General features: G+C 66.9%; 14 protein-coding genes and 1 tRNA gene. 7 read left to right on the forward strand and 8 right to left on the reverse strand.

Going from position 1 to position 16,051, the window contains the following annotated elements:
* The first annotated feature begins 1 nt into the window (after window position 1).
* The 5 genes from K1Y73_RS05325 to K1Y73_RS05345 all read left to right on the forward strand — a co-directional run bounded on the left by K1Y73_RS05325 (window position 2) and on the right by K1Y73_RS05345 (window position 4,992).
* Window positions 2–1,336 carry a phage portal protein gene (locus K1Y73_RS05325; RefSeq protein WP_225027006.1) on the forward strand — a complete coding sequence of 445 codons (1,335 nt, stop codon included), beginning with the start codon at window positions 2–4 and terminating at the stop codon, window positions 1,334–1,336.
* On the forward strand, window positions 1,333–3,093 hold the full coding sequence (locus K1Y73_RS05330; protein WP_225027007.1) for a prohead protease/major capsid protein fusion protein: 1,761 nt from the start codon (window positions 1,333–1,335) through the stop codon (window positions 3,091–3,093). The genes K1Y73_RS05325 and K1Y73_RS05330 overlap by 4 nt, the downstream gene beginning before the upstream one ends.
* A gap of 2 nt (window positions 3,094–3,095) precedes the next feature.
* On the forward strand, window positions 3,096–3,317 hold the full coding sequence (locus tag K1Y73_RS05335) for a phage head-tail joining protein (protein ID WP_225027009.1): 222 nt from the start codon (window positions 3,096–3,098) through the stop codon (window positions 3,315–3,317).
* Entirely contained in the window at window positions 3,314–3,655 is a 342-nt protein-coding gene (locus tag K1Y73_RS05340; RefSeq protein ID WP_225027011.1) for a DUF2190 family protein, read from the forward strand. The genes K1Y73_RS05335 and K1Y73_RS05340 overlap by 4 nt, the downstream gene beginning before the upstream one ends.
* Before the next feature lie 266 nt (window positions 3,656–3,921).
* Entirely contained in the window at window positions 3,922–4,992 is a 1,071-nt protein-coding gene (locus K1Y73_RS05345) for a site-specific integrase (protein WP_225027013.1), read from the forward strand.
* 89 nt (window positions 4,993–5,081) lie between these two features.
* Here K1Y73_RS05345 and K1Y73_RS05350 read toward each other — a convergent pair.
* From K1Y73_RS05350 to K1Y73_RS05385, 8 genes are all read right to left on the reverse strand, one after another.
* A tRNA-Glu gene (locus tag K1Y73_RS05350) sits at window positions 5,082–5,156 on the reverse strand.
* A gap of 61 nt (window positions 5,157–5,217) precedes the next feature.
* Window positions 5,218–6,963 carry a single-stranded-DNA-specific exonuclease RecJ gene (gene recJ, locus K1Y73_RS05355; protein ID WP_225027014.1) on the reverse strand — a complete coding sequence of 582 codons (1,746 nt, stop codon included), beginning with the start codon at window positions 6,961–6,963 and terminating at the stop codon, window positions 5,218–5,220.
* Window positions 6,964–7,030: 67 nt separating this feature from the next.
* On the reverse strand, window positions 7,031–8,008 hold the full coding sequence (glpX, locus tag K1Y73_RS05360; protein ID WP_225027015.1) for a class II fructose-bisphosphatase: 978 nt from the start codon (window positions 8,006–8,008) through the stop codon (window positions 7,031–7,033).
* Window positions 8,009–8,194: 186 nt separating this feature from the next.
* Window positions 8,195–9,493, reverse strand: a complete 1,299-nt coding sequence (locus K1Y73_RS05365; protein WP_225027016.1) for a homoserine dehydrogenase — start codon at window positions 9,491–9,493, stop codon at window positions 8,195–8,197.
* A gap of 72 nt (window positions 9,494–9,565) precedes the next feature.
* A complete protein-coding gene (locus tag K1Y73_RS05370; RefSeq protein ID WP_225027017.1) occupies window positions 9,566–9,838 on the reverse strand; it encodes a hypothetical protein in 273 nt (90 codons plus the stop codon).
* A gap of 69 nt (window positions 9,839–9,907) precedes the next feature.
* Window positions 9,908–10,474, reverse strand: a complete 567-nt coding sequence (locus K1Y73_RS05375; RefSeq protein ID WP_225027018.1) for a TadE/TadG family type IV pilus assembly protein — start codon at window positions 10,472–10,474, stop codon at window positions 9,908–9,910.
* Between the two features lie 25 nt (window positions 10,475–10,499).
* Complete coding sequence (locus K1Y73_RS05380; RefSeq protein ID WP_225027019.1) at window positions 10,500–11,048, reverse strand: TadE/TadG family type IV pilus assembly protein; 549 nt, start codon at window positions 11,046–11,048, stop codon at window positions 10,500–10,502.
* Window positions 11,045–12,766 (reverse strand): Tad domain-containing protein, encoded by a 1,722-nt coding sequence (locus K1Y73_RS05385; protein ID WP_225027020.1) that lies wholly within the window; start codon window positions 12,764–12,766, stop codon window positions 11,045–11,047. Before K1Y73_RS05385 ends, K1Y73_RS05380 begins: the two co-directional genes overlap by 4 nt.
* Window positions 12,767–13,149: 383 nt before the next feature.
* Here K1Y73_RS05385 and K1Y73_RS05390 point away from each other — a divergent pair, with 383 nt between their 5' ends.
* Both K1Y73_RS05390 and K1Y73_RS05395 read left to right on the forward strand, forming a co-directional pair.
* Entirely contained in the window at window positions 13,150–14,583 is a 1,434-nt protein-coding gene (locus K1Y73_RS05390) for a Glu/Leu/Phe/Val family dehydrogenase (RefSeq protein WP_404819062.1), read from the forward strand.
* A 177-nt stretch (window positions 14,584–14,760) separates the two neighbouring features.
* On the forward strand, window positions 14,761–16,011 hold the full coding sequence (locus K1Y73_RS05395) for a sarcosine oxidase subunit beta family protein (protein ID WP_225027022.1): 1,251 nt from the start codon (window positions 14,761–14,763) through the stop codon (window positions 16,009–16,011).
* The last annotated feature ends 40 nt before the right edge of the window (window positions 16,012–16,051 follow it).

Raw genomic sequence — 16,051 nt, forward strand, 5'->3', positions numbered from 1 at the left:
CATGGGCCTGCTGGACCGCCTCTTTCGCCGCATCGACCGCCCCGCCCACGTCCGCCGATTCGACGGTGCTGCGGGTGGCCGTCGCGGTTTCGGCCTTGGCGGTTTCGGCCGGACGGGCGCGGAAACCATGGCGGCCGGGCCGACCTTGCGCGCCCGCGCCCGATACCTTGCCAACAATAACCCGTGGATTTCCCAAGCGGTTGCCAACTGGACCGGCGCTTTGATCGGCCCCGGAATTGAGCCGACGGCGGACCCGGCGGCCGTGGCCGCATACAACGCATGGGCGGACGTGGCCGACGCTGACGGGCGGACAGATGCGCGTGGCCTTCAGGCCGACGTGGCGCGGGCGCTGGTCGTGGACGGGGAATCATTCGTTCAGATTATCGACACGTCAGACGGCCCCCGCCTGCGCCTGATCCCGTCCGAACTGGTGGACGAGTCGATGACCCGCGAACTGCCCGGCGGCCGATTCATCGTGTCGGGCGTGGAGTTCAACGCCGATGGCACCCGTTCCCACTACCACGTTCTGCCCGCCCGGCCGACCGACGTTTTCGCCACCACTGGCACGCCCGTTCGCATCCCCGCCGCTGAAATCCTGCACATTTTCAAGCCGCTGGGGCCGGGTCAGGTCCGGGGCGTGTCGTGGCTGGCCCCGGTCATCCTTCCGGCGGGCGAGTTCGATCAACTGATTGACGCGCTGCTGGTCGGCACCAAGGTCAGCGCAATGTTCGCCGGATTCGTGGTCAATCAGAACGCTGTCGGGGGCGACGATCCCTTTGACGGCGAGACGCAGCCCAGCCTTGAACCGGGGACTCTTCAGCGTCTTGCGGGTGGGTGGGACGTTAAATTCGCCACCCCGGCGCAGGCGCAACAGGTCGCGCCATTCATCCGCTTGAATCTTCAGATGCTGGCCGCCGGGCTGGGGCTTCCCGAGCATCTGCTATCGGGCGATCTGACAAACGCGAATTATTCCAGCCTGCGCGCGGGGCTGCTGCCGTTCCGCCAGCGCGTGGAGCAAATCCAGTATCACGTCCTTGTCCCGCAACTGCTGGGGCCGATCTGGCGCGAGGTCATCCGCTGGGCCGCCGCCGCTGGCGAACTGCCCGAGTTCGAGTCCGACCCGCGCCGCTTCCTGTCGGTGGAATGGCTTCCGCCGCGCCCGATGCAAGTCGATCCGCTGAAGGACGTGGAGGCCACGGTTGCCGAGATCAACGCGGGCCTTACCAGCCGGAAAAAGGCCGTGGCCGAACGCGGCTGGGCGCTGGCCGATCTGGACTCGGAAATCGCCCTGGACTCGTTCCGGCCGCGCACCAAGCCTGAAGGGACTCCGACATGATCCACATTCGCGCAGCCGAGTTCCGACCCGGCACCTATGACCCCGACGCGGGCACGGTGGAAGCCGTCGCTTCCACCTTCGCCCCGGTCAAGCGCCGCGATACGCGCGGCCCCTATCTGGAACGGCTGGACCCGGCCGGGCTGGACACGTCGGCCCTGATCGGCCTGCCGGTGCTGGACGGGCACCGCCAAGGCGGGGCGCGTGACGTGGTGGGCAGCATCGCCGCTGCCCGGATGGAAGACGGCCGCCTTGTCGTCACCATCCGCCGAACCAGCGCGCCCGACGCCGAACCGATCTGGGCACGGGTGGCCGACGGGACGCTGAAGGGCGTGAGCATTGGCTATGGCGTTCAGCAGTGGCGCGAGACGACCGAAGGCGGCCAGCGGGTCAGGACCGGCCGCCCGGTGATCCGGGAAGTGTCAATCGTGGCGATCCCGGCCGACCCGCAGGCAATCATCAGGCAAGAGGAAACGACCATGCCGAAGGATACAACGACTCCCGAAACCGAAGACCGCGCCGCGCTGATCGCGCGTTGCCGGGCCGCGCATCCCGCCCTTGGCGACGAATGGGCGACCCGCATGGAAGAGGCGGGCGACGTGCTGACCGACGCGGAAGTGATCGCGGATGCCCGCGAAACCGCGCAGGCGGCCCGCCAGACCCGCACCGCGCCAGTCATCCGCACCGCCGCCCCGGCGGCCGATGACCCGGCCGTGATCCGCACCCGGCAAGCCGAGGCGCTGGCCTGCCGCATGATGGGCACGGCCCCGTCGGAAGCCGCCCGGCCGTTCATGGGCTACGGCCTTGCCGATCACGCCCGCGAGGCGCTGGCCGCTGCTGGCATCGCCACGCGGGGCCTTGGTGCCGAAGACCTGCTGACGCGCGCCATGCACGGCACCAGCGACTTTCCGGCCCTGCTGACCGAGTCCGGCAACCGGACGCTGGCAAGCGCCTATCAGGCCGCCCAAAGCCCCCTGAAGGCCATCGCGCGCCAGCGGACGGCGAACGACTTCCGGGCGCTTTCCGTCCTGAAGCTGGGCACCTTCAGCGGGCTTCAGAAGGTCAGCGAACACGGCGAGGTCAAGGCCATGACCACGGGCGAGGCCAAGGAAGGCTATGCGCTGGAAACCTTCGCTGGCACCTTCGCCCTGTCGCGCAAGGCGCTGGTCAATGATGACCTTGGGGCCTTCGGCCGCTGGGGCGAGATGATGGGCCGGGCCGCCGCCGAGACGGAAGCCGCGCAACTGCTGGCGCTGCTGACCCAATCCAGCGGGGCCGGGCCGATGATGGGCGAAGACGGCAAGCGCCTGTTCCATGCCGACCATGGAAACCTGTCCAGCCTTGCCGCCGCGCCGGACGTGGACACGCTTTCCGTTGCCCGGCAGGCGCTGCGCACGATGAAAGGGCTGGACGGCAAGACCCCGATCAACGTGGTTCCCCGCTTCCTGCTGGTCGGCCCGGCGCTGGAAACGGAAGCCGAAAAGCTGCTGGCCAGCATCTATGCGGCCACCACCGACGATGTGCAGCCGATCCGGCTCACTCTGCTGGTGGAACCGCGCCTGACCGGCAACGGCTGGTATGTCTTCGCAGACCCGGCGACGGCCCCGGTGCTGGAATACGCCTATCTGTCCAGCGCGCCGGGGCCGCAACTGTCCAGCCGCGACGGCTGGGACGTGCTGGGCCGCGAGTTCCGAGTCGTTCTCGACTTCGGTTGCGGGGCCACCGACTGGCGCGGCGCGTATCGCAATCCGGGGGCCTGATCGTGGCAACGCTGGCCGACCTGATCCGCTTCCGCGATGACTTGCGCGCCGCCCGCTATTCCGGGGCGCGGGTCTTTCAGGACCAGAACGGGGAACGGATCGAATACCGATCCGACCGCGAACTGGCGGCGGCCATGGCGGCGCTGGAATCCGAAATCGCGGCCATGGCGGCCAAGCCCGCCAGCCGCATCCTTCCCAGAACATCGAGAGGACTCGACCGATGAAGAACTATGTGCAGCGGGGCGACACGATCACGGTTGCGGCCCCGGCAACCACCACGGGCGGCACTGTCGTCACCATTGGCGAACTGGTCGGCATCGCGGCCGGTGACGCGGCCACGGGCGAACCGCTGGACGTGGTGACGGTGGGCGTGTTCGATCTGCCCAAGGTCGGCACCGACGTTATCGCCGTGGGCGATCTGGTCTTTGCCGACGGCGACGGGCTGGTGACGGTGGAGGAAGACGACGGGGGCACCCCGACGCCGGTTGCCTTCACGCTGCTGGGCCTTGCCGTCACGGCCGCCGGATCGGGCGTTGCAAGCGTCCATGTGAAGATCGGCTGACATGCAGACCGCGACCCGCCAGCATAGGGTCTTGCCGCCCCCGACCGCGCGACTCCTGTCGCGGGTTGAGGGGGCGGCCTATGCTGGCGTGTCGCCTTCCACCTTTGACCGCATGGTGGCCGACGGCATGATGCCCGGCCCCAAGCGGGTCTATGGCCGCGTCTTGTGGGACGTTCGGGCGCTGGACGCCGCAATTGATGCCTTGCCCGGTGGTGATGATTCCCCGCAAGCTGGGAACCCATGGGACTGATCCCATGGAGTGCAACATGAAAGTGAGAATCAAGTATGTGGTGGAGGATACCGACCGGCATGGAAACGTCCGCGTTTACCTGCGCAAAGACGGCCGGAAAGTCCGCCTGCGCGGGCCTTTGGGCTCGCCCGAGTTCTGGCGCGAGTATCACGCCGCGCTGAAACCGCCGCCCAAGGTCAGGGGCGAAAAGAAGACCATTCCCGGCACGATCCAGAAGGGCACCATGCGTTGGCTGGTGGCCCAATACACCGCATCGGGCATGTTCAAGCAACTAGGGGCCAAGACCCAGAAGGACCGGCGGGCAACGCTGGAACGCTTCTGTAACAACGTCCCCAAGGGCAGCACCGCGCCGGACGGCGAAAAGCCGTTCGACCAGCTTCAGGCCAAGCATATCCGGTTGCGGCGTGACGCGCTGGTGGCAACACCCGAGGCCGCGAACACCATGCTTAAGGCCATCAAGCAGGTGTTCAAGTTCGCCGTCCAGTATGAGCATCTGGACCGCAACCCTGCCGCCGATGTGGAGCCGCTGAAGTCCAAGGGCGACGGCTATCATAGCTGGACGCTGGAAGAGATAGAGAAGTTCGAGTCGGTCCATCCCGTCGGCACCACCGCGCGGCTGGCCTTGGCTCTGGCGCTCTATACCGGCCAGCGGCGTTCCGATCTGGTGAAGTTCGGAAAGCAACACGTCCGGGACGGGTGGCTGGTCTTCACGCAATTCAAGGGGCGCGAGAACAAGCCTGTCCGGCTTGAACTTCCGATCATCCCGGAACTGCAACGCATCATTGACGCATCCCCGACGGGCGATCTGGCCTTCCTTGCGACGGCCTACGGCAAGCCCTTCACAGCGGCAGGATTCGGCAACCGGATGCGCGAATGGTGCGACAAGGCCAAACTGTCGGATTGCTCGACCCATGGTCTTCGGAAGGCCGCCGCCGCGCGTCTGGCGGAACTTGGCTGCACCGAATTTGAGATCATGGCTATCACCGGCCACCAGACCAGCAAGGAGGTCACACGCTACACCAAGGCCGCATCGCAAAGGCTACGCGCGGAGTCCGCGCTGGCAAAGCTGACCGGGACCAGAAGCTGAACAAAAGTGTCCCACTTTTGACCCCCGTGTGACACGGTGGGACAAAACCGAACGCTAGGTTGCTGATTTTGTTGGGGAAAAAATAAAAGTGGCAGCCCGTAGGGGAGTCGAACCCCTCTTCCCAGGTTGAAAACCTGGTGTCCTAACCGATAGACGAACGGGCCACGCTGTCGGTGGGCGGTGAATAATCGGGGCGTCGGGGGAGCGCAAGAGGAAAAATGACAGTCAGGCCAAAGCGGCGTCATCAAGGCGCAATTGCACCCGCGACCGGCCGCCCCAGGTGTTCACCTCGACCTTGCCGGCCAGGTGAAACGCCCGGTGGCCGGGGTTCTCCAGCGCCGGACCCAGCGCGGTTTCGAAGGCGCCGAAGGCCACGGCTTCGGTCAGCCCGCCGCGGGGGCCGGCCAGGGTCAGGCGCAGATGCATCTCGCCGATTCGCCGCGCGGTGAAGACCGCGGCGGGAATCGCGAATCGCGGGGCAGGGGCGGCGGCGCCGAACGGGCCGGCCGAGGCGATCTGCTCGGCCAGGGCCAGGGTCGCCGCCTCGGGCATCAACAGGCTGTCGATGCGCAGATCGCGCGGCGGCGCGGTGCCGGCGCCCTGGCGGGCCAGCAACTCGGCCAGCCGGGCCATCGCGGCCTCCAGCCCGTCGCGCGCGACGGTCAGCCCCGCCGCCATCGGATGGCCGCCGCCTTTCAGCAAAAGCCCCTCGGCCGCGACGCGCTGCACCGCAGCACCCAGATCCACCCCCGCGACCGAGCGGCCCGAGCCCTTGCCGACCGCCCCATCCATGCCGATGACCACGGCAGGCCGCCCCGTCGCCTCTTTCAGCCGCGCCGCGACAATGCCCACGACGCCCGGATGCCAGCCCTCATCGGCGGCCCAGACCAGCGGGCCGTCCAGCCCCCGCGCCTCGGCCTGGGCCATGGCGGCTTCGCGGACGCGTTCGGTGATCTCGCGGCGTTCGGTGTTCAGCTGGTCCAGCCTTTCGGCCAGGGCCTGGGCCTCGCGCTCATCCGCGGTGGCCAGAAGCCGCGCGCCCAGATCCGACTGGCCGATCCGCCCGCCGGCATTGATGCGCGGGCCCAAGAGGAAGCCCAGCGAATAGGCGGTGGGGGCGGTGTCCATCCGGGCGATGTCGGACAGGGCCCGCAGGCCCGGCCGGTCGCGCCGCGCCATGACCTTCAGCCCCTGGCGCACGAAGGCGCGGTTGACGCCCAGCAGCGGCGCCACATCGGCCACGGTGGCCAGCGCCACCAGATCCAACAGCGCCATCAGATCGGGCCCGGCCTGGCCGGCGGCACGCAGCTGGCGATTGGCCTCGACCAGCATCAGGAACACGACCGAGGCCGCGCAGAGATGCGACAGGCTGCCGTCTTCGTCCTGGCGGTTGGGGTTCACCACCGCATGGGCGGCGGGCAACTCGGGCAGGGCGAGGTGATGGTCAAGGATCACCACCTCGGCCGGCGCCGCGGCCGCCACCGGCTCATGCGACAGGGTTCCGCAATCGACGCAGACGATCAGCCCATGCGCGCGCCCCAGCGCCTGCATGGCGGGGACGTTCGGGCCATAGCCCTCGTCGATGCGGTCGGGGATATACAGCGTCGCCTCGCGGCCCAGGCTGCGCAGCCAGGCCAGCAGCAGGGCGGCGGACGAGCCGCCATCCACGTCATAATCGGCGAAGATCGCGATCTTTTCGCCCGACTGCAGCGCCGCGATCACCCGCGCCGCCGCCTTTTCCATGTCGCGCAGCGACCGCGGATCGGGCAGCAGGTCTTTCAGCGTGGGCGCCAGGAAGGCCTCGGCCTCGGCGGGCTGCACGCCGCGCGCCACCAGCACCCGGGCCAGCGGCAGGGGCAGGCGGGTCGCCTGCACCATCGCTTCGGCCAGACGTTCCGCCGCCGGCTCGGGTCCGCGCCAGCGCCGCCCGGTCAGCGATTGCTCGACCTTGAGAAATGCCTCATCGACCATGGCGCAGCCCTGCCGCAAAGCGGGGCCGCGCGCAAGGGGAATGCCGCCTGTCGCGGGCCTTCCCGGCTTAGGTCCGCGATTGCGCGGCGGGGCTGCGGTAGATCATCCGCCGCACCGAGCCGGTCTTCGAGCGCATCAGCAGCGTCTCGGTGGTGACCCAGCCCGGCTCGCGCTTGATCCCATGGACCAGCGAGCCATTGGTGACCCCGGTCGCGGCGAAGATCACGTCCGAGCGCACCAGATCGTCGCGGGTATAGACGCGGTCGAAATTGACGATGCCGGCCTTGCTGGCACGGGCGCGTTCGTCATCGTTGCGGAACAGAAGCTTGCCGAAGAACTGCCCGCCCATGCATTTCATCGCCGCCGCGGCCAGAACGCCCTCGGGGGCGCCGCCCGAGCCCATGTACATGTCGATGCCGGTCACTTCCGGCTCGGCGCAATGCATCACGCCCGCCACGTCGCCATCGGTGATCAGCCGGATCGCGGCGCCGGTCGAGCGGATCTCGGCGATCAGCGCCTCGTGGCGGGGGCGTTCCAGCACGCAGACGGTGATGTCCTCGGTCGAAACCCCCTTGGCCGCGGCCAGGGCCGAGACGCGCTCGGACGGGGTCATGGTCATGGTGACGGTGCCGGGGCGGTAGCCCGGGCCGATCGCCAGCTTTTCCATATAGACGTCGGGCGCATGCAGAAGCGAGCCGCGCGGCGCCATGGCGATCACGGTCAGGGCATTGGGCATGTCCTTGGCGGTCAGCGTGGTGCCTTCCAGCGGATCGAGCGCAATGTCCACCGCCGGGCCTTTGCCGGTGCCGACTTCCTCGCCGATATACAGCATCGGCGCCTCGTCGCGCTCGCCCTCGCCGATCACCACGACGCCGGAAATATCCAGCTGGTTCAACTGGTCGCGCATCGCGTTGACGGCGGCCTGATCGGCGGCCTTTTCGTCGCCACGGCCAACAAGCCAGCCCGAGGCCAGGGCGGCGGCTTCCGAGACGCGCGCAAGGCCAAGCGACAACAGACGGTCGTGAAATTCGACGGGGTCGGACATTTGATTTTCCCTGAAGAGGCGTTCCGGCAAAGCCTTAGCGGCGCCGGGGCCGGGCGGCAAGGATGGTGACGCTAACGGCAGCCGCGCCGCGCGGGCGGCGGCGGGCAGATGCTGGAAATCGGGCGGCGGGCCGCGGCTTTGTGCCGGACGGGGGCGGCGGGCGGGCCTGCGCGCCGGGTGGCGGGCTCAGACCTCTTCGATGCGGATCGCGACCGGGGCGCCCACCAGAACGCCCGTGGCGGCAAAGCGCGACAGCGCATCGGCAATGTCCGAGGGCGCGGCCTTGTGGGTGACGATCAGCACGATCGCATCGTCATCCTGATCGCCCTTCTGGTTGATCTGGCGCATCTGGTCGATCGAGACGCCAGCCTCACCCAGGCAGGTGGCGATCTTGGCCAGGGCGCCGGGTTTGTCCAGAAGCGTCATGCGCAGGTAATAGGGCGCGGGCGTGGCGGCCAGGGCGGGGACGGCCTGGGCCAGTTGCGCCGCGGGCAGGCCGAAGGTCGGCACATGGAAGCCGCGCGCCAGGTCGATCACATCGCCCATGACCGCGCTGGCGGTCGGGCCCTGGCCTGCGCCGGGGCCGCGCAGCACGATCTGGCCGACGCTGTCGCCTTCCAGCACCACCATGTTCGTCCCGCCCATCAAGGGGCCGAAGGGGCTGTCGGTCGGCACCAGGCAGGGCGTCATCCGCTGTTCCAGCCCGCGCCCGGTCATCTGTGCCACGCCCAGAAGCTTGATCCGGTAGCCCATCTCGTCGGCGAGCCGGATATCGTCGATCGAGACATTGCCGATCCCTTCCAGCTCGACCGCATCGAAGGCGACGCGTGTGCCGAAGGCGATGGCTGCCAGCAGCGACAGCTTGTGCCCGGCGTCGATCCCCCCAACGTCAAGATTGGGGTCGGCTTCCAGATAGCCCAGCTGGCGGGCTTCCTCGAACACCGTCTCATAGGGCAGACCGGCGGCCTGCATCCGGGTCAGGATATAGTTGCAGGTGCCGTTCATCACGCCCATGACGCGCTTGATGCGGTTGCCGGCCAGACCTTCGGTCAGGGCCTTGATCACCGGGATGCCGCCCGCGACGGCGGCTTCGAAGCGGATCGTCGTGCCCTTGGCCTCGGCCAGTTCGGCCAGTGCCTGACCGTGATGCGCAAGCAGTGCCTTGTTCGCGGTGACCACGGGCTTGCCGGCCGCCAGCGCGGCCTCGGTCGCGGCCTTGGCCGCGCCTTCGGACCCGCCCATCACCTCGACGAAGACATCGACATCCTCGCGCAGCGCCAGCGCCACCGGATCGGTTTCCCAGGCGAAGCCCGACAGATCGGCATCGCGGTTGCGGCTGCGGTCGCGGGCCGAGACGGCGGTGATGGTCACGGGCCGGCCGGCGCGGGCGGCGATCAGCGCGGCTTCGCGGTCCAGGATCTTCACCACGCCGATGCCCACAGTGCCAAGACCGGCAAGACCAAGACGAAGCGGCGCGGCAGACATGGAAGAACCTTTCGGCAGAGATGTGTCCCGCCTGTTAGCCGTTCGGCGCGGGCCTTGCAACTTGGGTGGCGCTTAGCGCTGCGCCGCGGTCTCGGCGCGCAGCCGGGCGGCGCGGGCGGTCAGCGCTTCGGCGGTTTCCTCGGTGGCGCGCGGGGCCACCTGAGCCTGCGCCAGCAGCGCATCCAGCGGCAGCAAAGCCGGCGGCGGGGCGGGCGCCAAAGGCGGTGCGACGCGGTCAACTTCGGGAAAGCTGTCGCAGCCCGTCAGCGCGGCGCAGGCCGCGACGGCAAACAGGGACAGGCGACGGGGCAGGGGTTTGGGCACGGGCGCACGGGGCTGGATCACATCGGCCGCAACCCTAGGGGCGGGGCCGGGGAAGGGCAAGCCTTCGCCCCGGGCCCCGGCGGCGCCGGGTCACAGATTGCTGGGGCAGCTGCCGCCGCCGACCAGGCAGATCCGCCGGTAATAGCGCGGCCGGGTGACGACGAAATTGTCGAAAGTGCTGGCCGGAATGCCGATGTCGAAGGCCGGGCGATAGGCGGTCAGCGTCTCGACGATGACCACGCTGTCGCGGTCGGACATGGCGGGAATGCTTTTGCGCAGCGCATAGACATTGGCCGCGGTCAGCGCCGGCATCTTGCCCCCGGGCGAGCGCGAGAACAGCACGTAATACTTGTTCTCGGCCTGCATCCACTGCACCGAGGTGACGCGGACCTGCACATCGGATTCGCTGGTCAGGTACTGCATGACATTGCTCATGCCGTCGACCAGCTTCGTATCCACCTCTTTCTGGCGCGAGATCAGGTCCGAGATCGCATAAGATGCCTTCTGCGCCTGATTGATGGTGCGGAAGGCATCCCAATAGACGAACATCGCCAGGAAGGTCCAAATCAGCAGCGGCAGCAGGATCAGGAATTCGGTCAGAATCAGACCGTCTTCCCGGTTCCGGAAGTCGCGCAGGCGCTGTGTCAGACGGGTCATGCGGAGGCTCCTCGCCCTCATGCGCTTAGCTGGGCTCGTTCACAAAGATGGTGGCGGCGATCATCTGGTAGCCGCCTTGGCTGTCGGATTTCAGTTCCAGCCCAAGCCCGGTGGTCGGGAAGATCGGATCCTGGATCGCGCAGATCCGCACCACCATGATCTCGTTTTCATCGCCGCTTTTGAAGGTCGGCTCGTTCTCGATCGTGCCGCCGCGATCCACGCAGGTGGGCGGCGTTGCGGGCATCTTCCAGGTCGTGGTGTCGATCGGTTCGAGCGAGACTTTCAGCACCGAGCGGCAATCGGAAAGATAGGGCGAGGCATCGCAGATCAGGTTGCGCAGCTGGTCATGCGTGACCGTGCCCAGCCGGCCCAGACGGAATTCGCGCATCACCAGATCCAGCGCGCGTTCCATCATCACATGGCGGATCATGTACAGGCCCGATTCCATCGAGGCCATGAAGATCGTCAGCACGATCGGCACGACAAAGACGAATTCGATCGTCGCCGTGCCGTCCTCGCGCCGGAAGCCCCGGGCCAGGCGGCGGCCGAAGCGGCGAAGACGGGCGCCGATCATTGCGTCAACCTCAGCTGCGACAGGTTCGAGGCGATCTGGGTGAAGGCAATGTCCAGCTCGGCCCCGATCACGTCGAAGAAGAAATTCGACGAGGGTTTCGAAGCGCAGTTCTTGATCGCCGTGGCCCCCGCGCTCGTGGCCTCGAAAGCGATGCCATAGACCAATACGCCCTGCGCCTTGGCCGTGCTGCAGACCGTGTTCAGCCGCGTGTCCATCGTGCCGGTATCGGTGTAATCGGCGAAAGCGGTTTCCCAGCTGTTATAGGTCGAGCTCCGGCAGGACGAGGTGGTGCACAGCGCGCGGGCATACATCTGCCAGGCCACCCAATCGGTGCGCGCGATCTGCCAGACGCCATTCCAGGTCAGGCGGTTGACGCCGGTATAGCTGGCGGTCGGGACATATTTCACCGTCGTGCCGGGCGCGGTGCCATTCCAGGGCTGGGTCTGCCAGGTGCCACGATGCGGCACCCAGAAGGGCTTGCTTGCTGCAATCGTGGTCGAAGAGGAATAGTCGACCTTGCTGTCATGATAGATCGACAGATAGCCGTCCTTGGTGCTTTTCCAGATTGGCGAGGGGTCACCGCGAAAGGTGTCGCCGAAACGTTCCTGGGTGAAATTCTCGCCGTCGGTCATCAGCACCACGACTTTCAGCGTCTCGGTATCGTCATAGGGCGCGGGGCGGGTGCGGAAATAGCTGGCCACCTTGCCCGCATCCGCCAGTTCGGCATTGATCGAGCGCGACGAGGGGTCCAGCAGGAAGGTGCCCCATTTCATCCCCAGGTCGATCGAGGTGGCGCCGATCGCCACCAACCCGTCGATCTGGCTTTTCAGCGTCGTGCGGTTGTTGCCGAAGGGGCGCACATAATTCGCCGCGACCGGCTGGCACCAGACATTGCCGTAAAGCCCGCGCGACGAGTCAAAGCTGGGCGCCTGGATCGCCAGATAGCTGGTCTGCTGCGTCGTGCCCGACCAGCTGTCGCCGAAGGGCGTCTGCGGATAGGCGGTTATGCGTGACAGGGTGGTCGAGGAATAGGTCGAGGTCGGCAGATCCAGGCAATAGCTGTTGGGGTAGCTGTGCGCGCCGGATTTGGTGAATTTCGCATACAGATCGGGGCCGATATTCACCTGGCCGTTATAGGGCACGATCGCGATCGAGATCTTGTTCTCGTCATCGCCCGTCAGCACCTTGTCGACGAAGTTCTTCGCGGCGGATTTCAGGTTGGTGATCCGCGAATAGGAATTGTACATCGAACCCGACACGTCCAGCACCAGCGCGATCTCGATATTGGTGATGCGCTGTTCGGCTTCGCTGACATTGGCGCCCTGCAGCGTGGGCACTTCCATCATCGACATGAAGTAATTGTCCGAGATCACCGTCGCATCGGCCTTCACGATCCGGTAATTCATCCCCTCGGTCACGCGGACCGAGTCCAGTTCCTGGCCAAGGCCGGCCTTGGCGAAATAGTCATGCACCACGTCCTCGGGATCCAGTTCCTGGCGCAGGCTGGCCGCGGCCAGCGTGGCGCGGTCCATGGTGTTCTGCACCGCGACGCGGCGGGTTTCGAAGCGCATCACATCGACCGCGACCCCGCCCACAAGCAGCATCAGGAAGAAGAAGATCAGGACCATCGGCGCCATGACCCCGGCTTCCGAGCGGGCAAAGCGGCGCAAGCGGCAAGCGGCGTCGCGCAGCAGGGGCCCGAAATGATCCGTCACCATGGCTAGTCCATCCTGTACCCAGGGCCGCCCTTGACCGGGCAACCGGAACCGCTGGCAGGAAGCCCCCGCGATCAGGCGGAATTGTGGCGCGGCGCGGACGGGCCGGGTACATTTCGATGGCCTGGAAACGGTGTTCTGCCGCAGTGCGGATTGTTCGCCTGCGCGGAACGCCGCCGGCACGCCCTGCCGCGAATCACCGCGCCCGGACGGGCCGCGCCCCGCCAAGGACTCAGATTGCCGGATTTTCGGTTAAGATGTGCGGCGCTTACCTGCCTGTCGTGAACAAACTTCCCGTGCAGCGCGGCGCCCTGCGGTCTAGGCTGGCTTTCGGCAACCGGCACGCGGGCCCGCGCGCCGGGGCGTCTCGGCAGGGAGGAAGGCATATGCTGGCGACAAACGAGCCCAGTTTCCGGGAATCGGTCGATCTGATGTTCAATCGCGCGGTGCGGCTGATGGATCTCAGCCCCGGGCTGGAACAGAAGATCCGGGTCTGCAATTCGACCTATACGGTGCGCTTCGGCGTGCGTCTGCGCGGCAAGATCGAGACCTTCACCGGATACCGCTCGGTCCATTCCGAACATATGGAGCCGGTCAAGGGCGGCATCCGCTATGCGATGTCGGTCAACCAGGACGAGGTCGAGGCGCTGGCGGCGCTGATGACCTACAAATGCGCGCTGGTCGAGGCGCCGTTCGGCGGCTCGAAGGGCGGGCTGTGCATCGACCCGCGCGCCTGGGACACGCACGAATTGGAACAGATCACCCGCCGCTTCGCCTATGAGCTGATCAAGCGCGACCTGATCCATCCGGCGCAGAACGTGCCGGCGCCCGACATGGGCACGGGCGAGCGCGAAATGGCCTGGATCGCCGACCAATATGCGCGGATGCATACGACCGATATCAACGCCTGGGCCTGCGTCACCGGCAAGCCCACCCATATGGGCGGGATGAAGGGCCGGGTCGAGGCGACGGGCCGGGGCGTGCAATATGCGCTGCGCGAATTCTTCCGTCATCCCGAAGATGTCGCGGCCGCGCATCTGACCCCCGGTCTGGCCGGAAAGCGGGTCGTGGTGCAGGGCCTGGGCAATGTGGGATATCATGCAGCCAAGCTGCTTTCCGAGGAAGACGACTGCCGGATCATTGCCATTATCGAACGCGACGGGGCGCTGGTCGACGAAAACGGCCTGGACGTGCAGGCGGTGCGCGACTGGATGAGCCAGCATGAGGGATCGCTGGCGGGCTATCCCGGCACCGGCCTGACGCCCGACGGGGCAGCGGCGCTGGAACTGGATTGCGACATCCTGATCCCGGCGGCGATGGAGGGGGTGATCCATCAGGGCAATGCCGCACGGATCAAGGCGCCCCTGATCGTCGAGGCGGCCAATGGCCCGATCACCTTCGGTGCCGATGAAATCCTGCGCCAGCGCGGCACGGTGATCATTCCCGACATGTATGCCAATGCGGGCGGCGTGACGGTTTCGTATTTCGAATGGGTCAAGAACCTGTCGCATATCCGCTTTGGCCGGATGCAGCGCCGCGCCGAAGAGGCGCGCTCGCGGCTGCTGGTCGAGGAACTGGAGCGGCTGTCCTCGGACAAGGGGCTGGGCTGGACGCTGGCCGAGGATTTCAAGGATCGCTTCCTGCAGGGCTCGGACGAGCTGGAACTGGTGCGCTCGGGCCTGGATGACACGATGCGCACCGCCTATCAGTCGATGCGCGAGGTCTGGCGCAGCCGCGACGATGTCGAGGATCTGCGCACCGCCGCCTATATCGTGGCAATCGACCGGGTGGCGAAATCCTATCGCTCGAAGGGGCTGTAGCGGCGCCGGTCCCGGCGCGGCGGGGCGGGGGCAGCCGGTCACATTGTCAGGAAGCGACAGGATTTCGTCGCTGAGATGCTGGTCGGCTGTCCCCTGCGCTTGTAAACCTCGGTCAAAGCCGGTTCACTCGGGCCGGAAGGACGTGCCGGAAACGCGGCCGGAAAGACGGGGGCGGTCATGCGCTATTCGGGCCTGAAGGTCTTCACCGAAGGGCTGTTCGGCAACAAGGGTTGGCGGCCCGCCTGGCGCGACCCTGCCCCCAAGGCCGAATATGATGCGGTGATCATCGGCGGCGGCGGGCATGGGCTGTCGACCGCCTATTACCTGGCCAAGAACCACGGGCTGACCAATATCGCCGTGCTGGAGAAGGGCTATCTGGGTGGCGGCAATGTCGGGCGCAACACCACGATCGTGCGCGCGAATTACTTCCTGCCCGGCAATTCCGAATTCTACAGCCACAGCCTGAAACTGTGGGAAGGGCTTGAGGCCGATCTCAACTACAACGTGATGCATTCGCAGCGCGGGCTGATCAACCTGTTCCATTCCGACGGCCAGCGCGATGCTTTCGCGCGCCGCGGCAATGCGATGATCAACCAGGGCGACGATGCGGTGCTGCTGGATCGCGACGGCGTGCGCGAGATGCTGCCCTATCTGGATTTCGACCAGACCCGCTTCCCGATCTATGGCGGCCTGTTGCATCCGCGCGGCGGCACGGCGCGGCATGATGCGGTGGCCTGGGGCTATGCCCGCGGCGCCGACCGGCGCGGGGTCGACCTGATCCAGAATTGCGAAGTCACCGGGATCGACATTCAGAATGGCCGCGTGACCGGCGTGCAAACCACGCGCGGCGCGATCCGGGCGGGGAAGGTGGGCATGGTCGTGGCCGGCCGCTCGGGCCAGGTCGCGGCCATGGCCGGCATGCGCCTGCCGGTCGAAAGCCACATCCTGCAGGCCTTCGTGACCGAGGGGCTGAAGCCCGTCATCGACCATGTCATCTCGTTCGGGATGGGGCATTTCTACATTTCGCAATCCGACAAGGGCGGGCTCGTCTTCGGCGGCGACCTGGATTTCTACACAAGCTACGCCCAACGCGGCAATCTGCCGATGGTGGAACATGTGATGGAGGCCGGCATGACGCTGATGCCGATGATCGGCCGGGCGCGCGTGTTGCGCAGCTGGGGCGGGATCATGGACATGACGCCCGACGGCTCGCCCATCATCGACAAGACCCCGGTGGAAGGCCTGTTCGTCGATTGCGGCTGGAACTACGGCGGGTTCAAGGCGGTGCCGGCGTCGGGCTGGTGCATGGCGCATCTGATGGCCACCGGCGAAAGCCATGCCGTCGCCCGCCGCTTCACCCTGAACCGGTTCCTGACCGGCCATCTTCTGGACGAAGAAGGCACCGGCAGCCAGCATAACCTGCATTGATCATGGCCCGGATCCCGCGCCCCTTACTTGCGACGCCTGC

Source organism: Xinfangfangia pollutisoli (assembly GCF_020179405.1).
Classification (GTDB): domain Bacteria; phylum Pseudomonadota; class Alphaproteobacteria; order Rhodobacterales; family Rhodobacteraceae; genus Pseudogemmobacter; species Pseudogemmobacter pollutisoli.

Bases quoted from the DNA above. Each gene is read 5' to 3' on its own strand.
- K1Y73_RS05325 (WP_225027006.1), top strand. From the start codon at position 2: ATGGGCCTGCTGGACCGCCTCTTTCGCCGCATCGACCGCCCCGCCCAC.
- K1Y73_RS05330 (WP_225027007.1), top strand. From the start codon at position 1,333: ATGATCCACATTCGCGCAGCCGAGTTCCGACCCGGCACCTATGACCCC.
- K1Y73_RS05340 (WP_225027011.1), top strand. From the start codon at position 3,314: ATGAAGAACTATGTGCAGCGGGGCGACACGATCACGGTTGCGGCCCCG.
- K1Y73_RS05345 (WP_225027013.1), top strand. From the start codon at position 3,922: ATGAAAGTGAGAATCAAGTATGTGGTGGAGGATACCGACCGGCATGGA.
- recJ (WP_225027014.1), bottom strand. From the start codon at position 6,963: ATGGTCGATGAGGCATTTCTCAAGGTCGAGCAATCGCTGACCGGGCGG.
- glpX (WP_225027015.1), bottom strand. From the start codon at position 8,008: ATGTCCGACCCCGTCGAATTTCACGACCGTCTGTTGTCGCTTGGCCTT.
- K1Y73_RS05365 (WP_225027016.1), bottom strand. From the start codon at position 9,493: ATGTCTGCCGCGCCGCTTCGTCTTGGTCTTGCCGGTCTTGGCACTGTG.
- K1Y73_RS05375 (WP_225027018.1), bottom strand. From the start codon at position 10,474: ATGACCCGTCTGACACAGCGCCTGCGCGACTTCCGGAACCGGGAAGAC.
- K1Y73_RS05380 (WP_225027019.1), bottom strand. From the start codon at position 11,048: ATGATCGGCGCCCGTCTTCGCCGCTTCGGCCGCCGCCTGGCCCGGGGC.
- K1Y73_RS05385 (WP_225027020.1), bottom strand. From the start codon at position 12,766: ATGGTGACGGATCATTTCGGGCCCCTGCTGCGCGACGCCGCTTGCCGC.
- K1Y73_RS05390 (WP_404819062.1), top strand. From the start codon at position 13,150: ATGCTGGCGACAAACGAGCCCAGTTTCCGGGAATCGGTCGATCTGATG.
- K1Y73_RS05395 (WP_225027022.1), top strand. From the start codon at position 14,761: ATGCGCTATTCGGGCCTGAAGGTCTTCACCGAAGGGCTGTTCGGCAAC.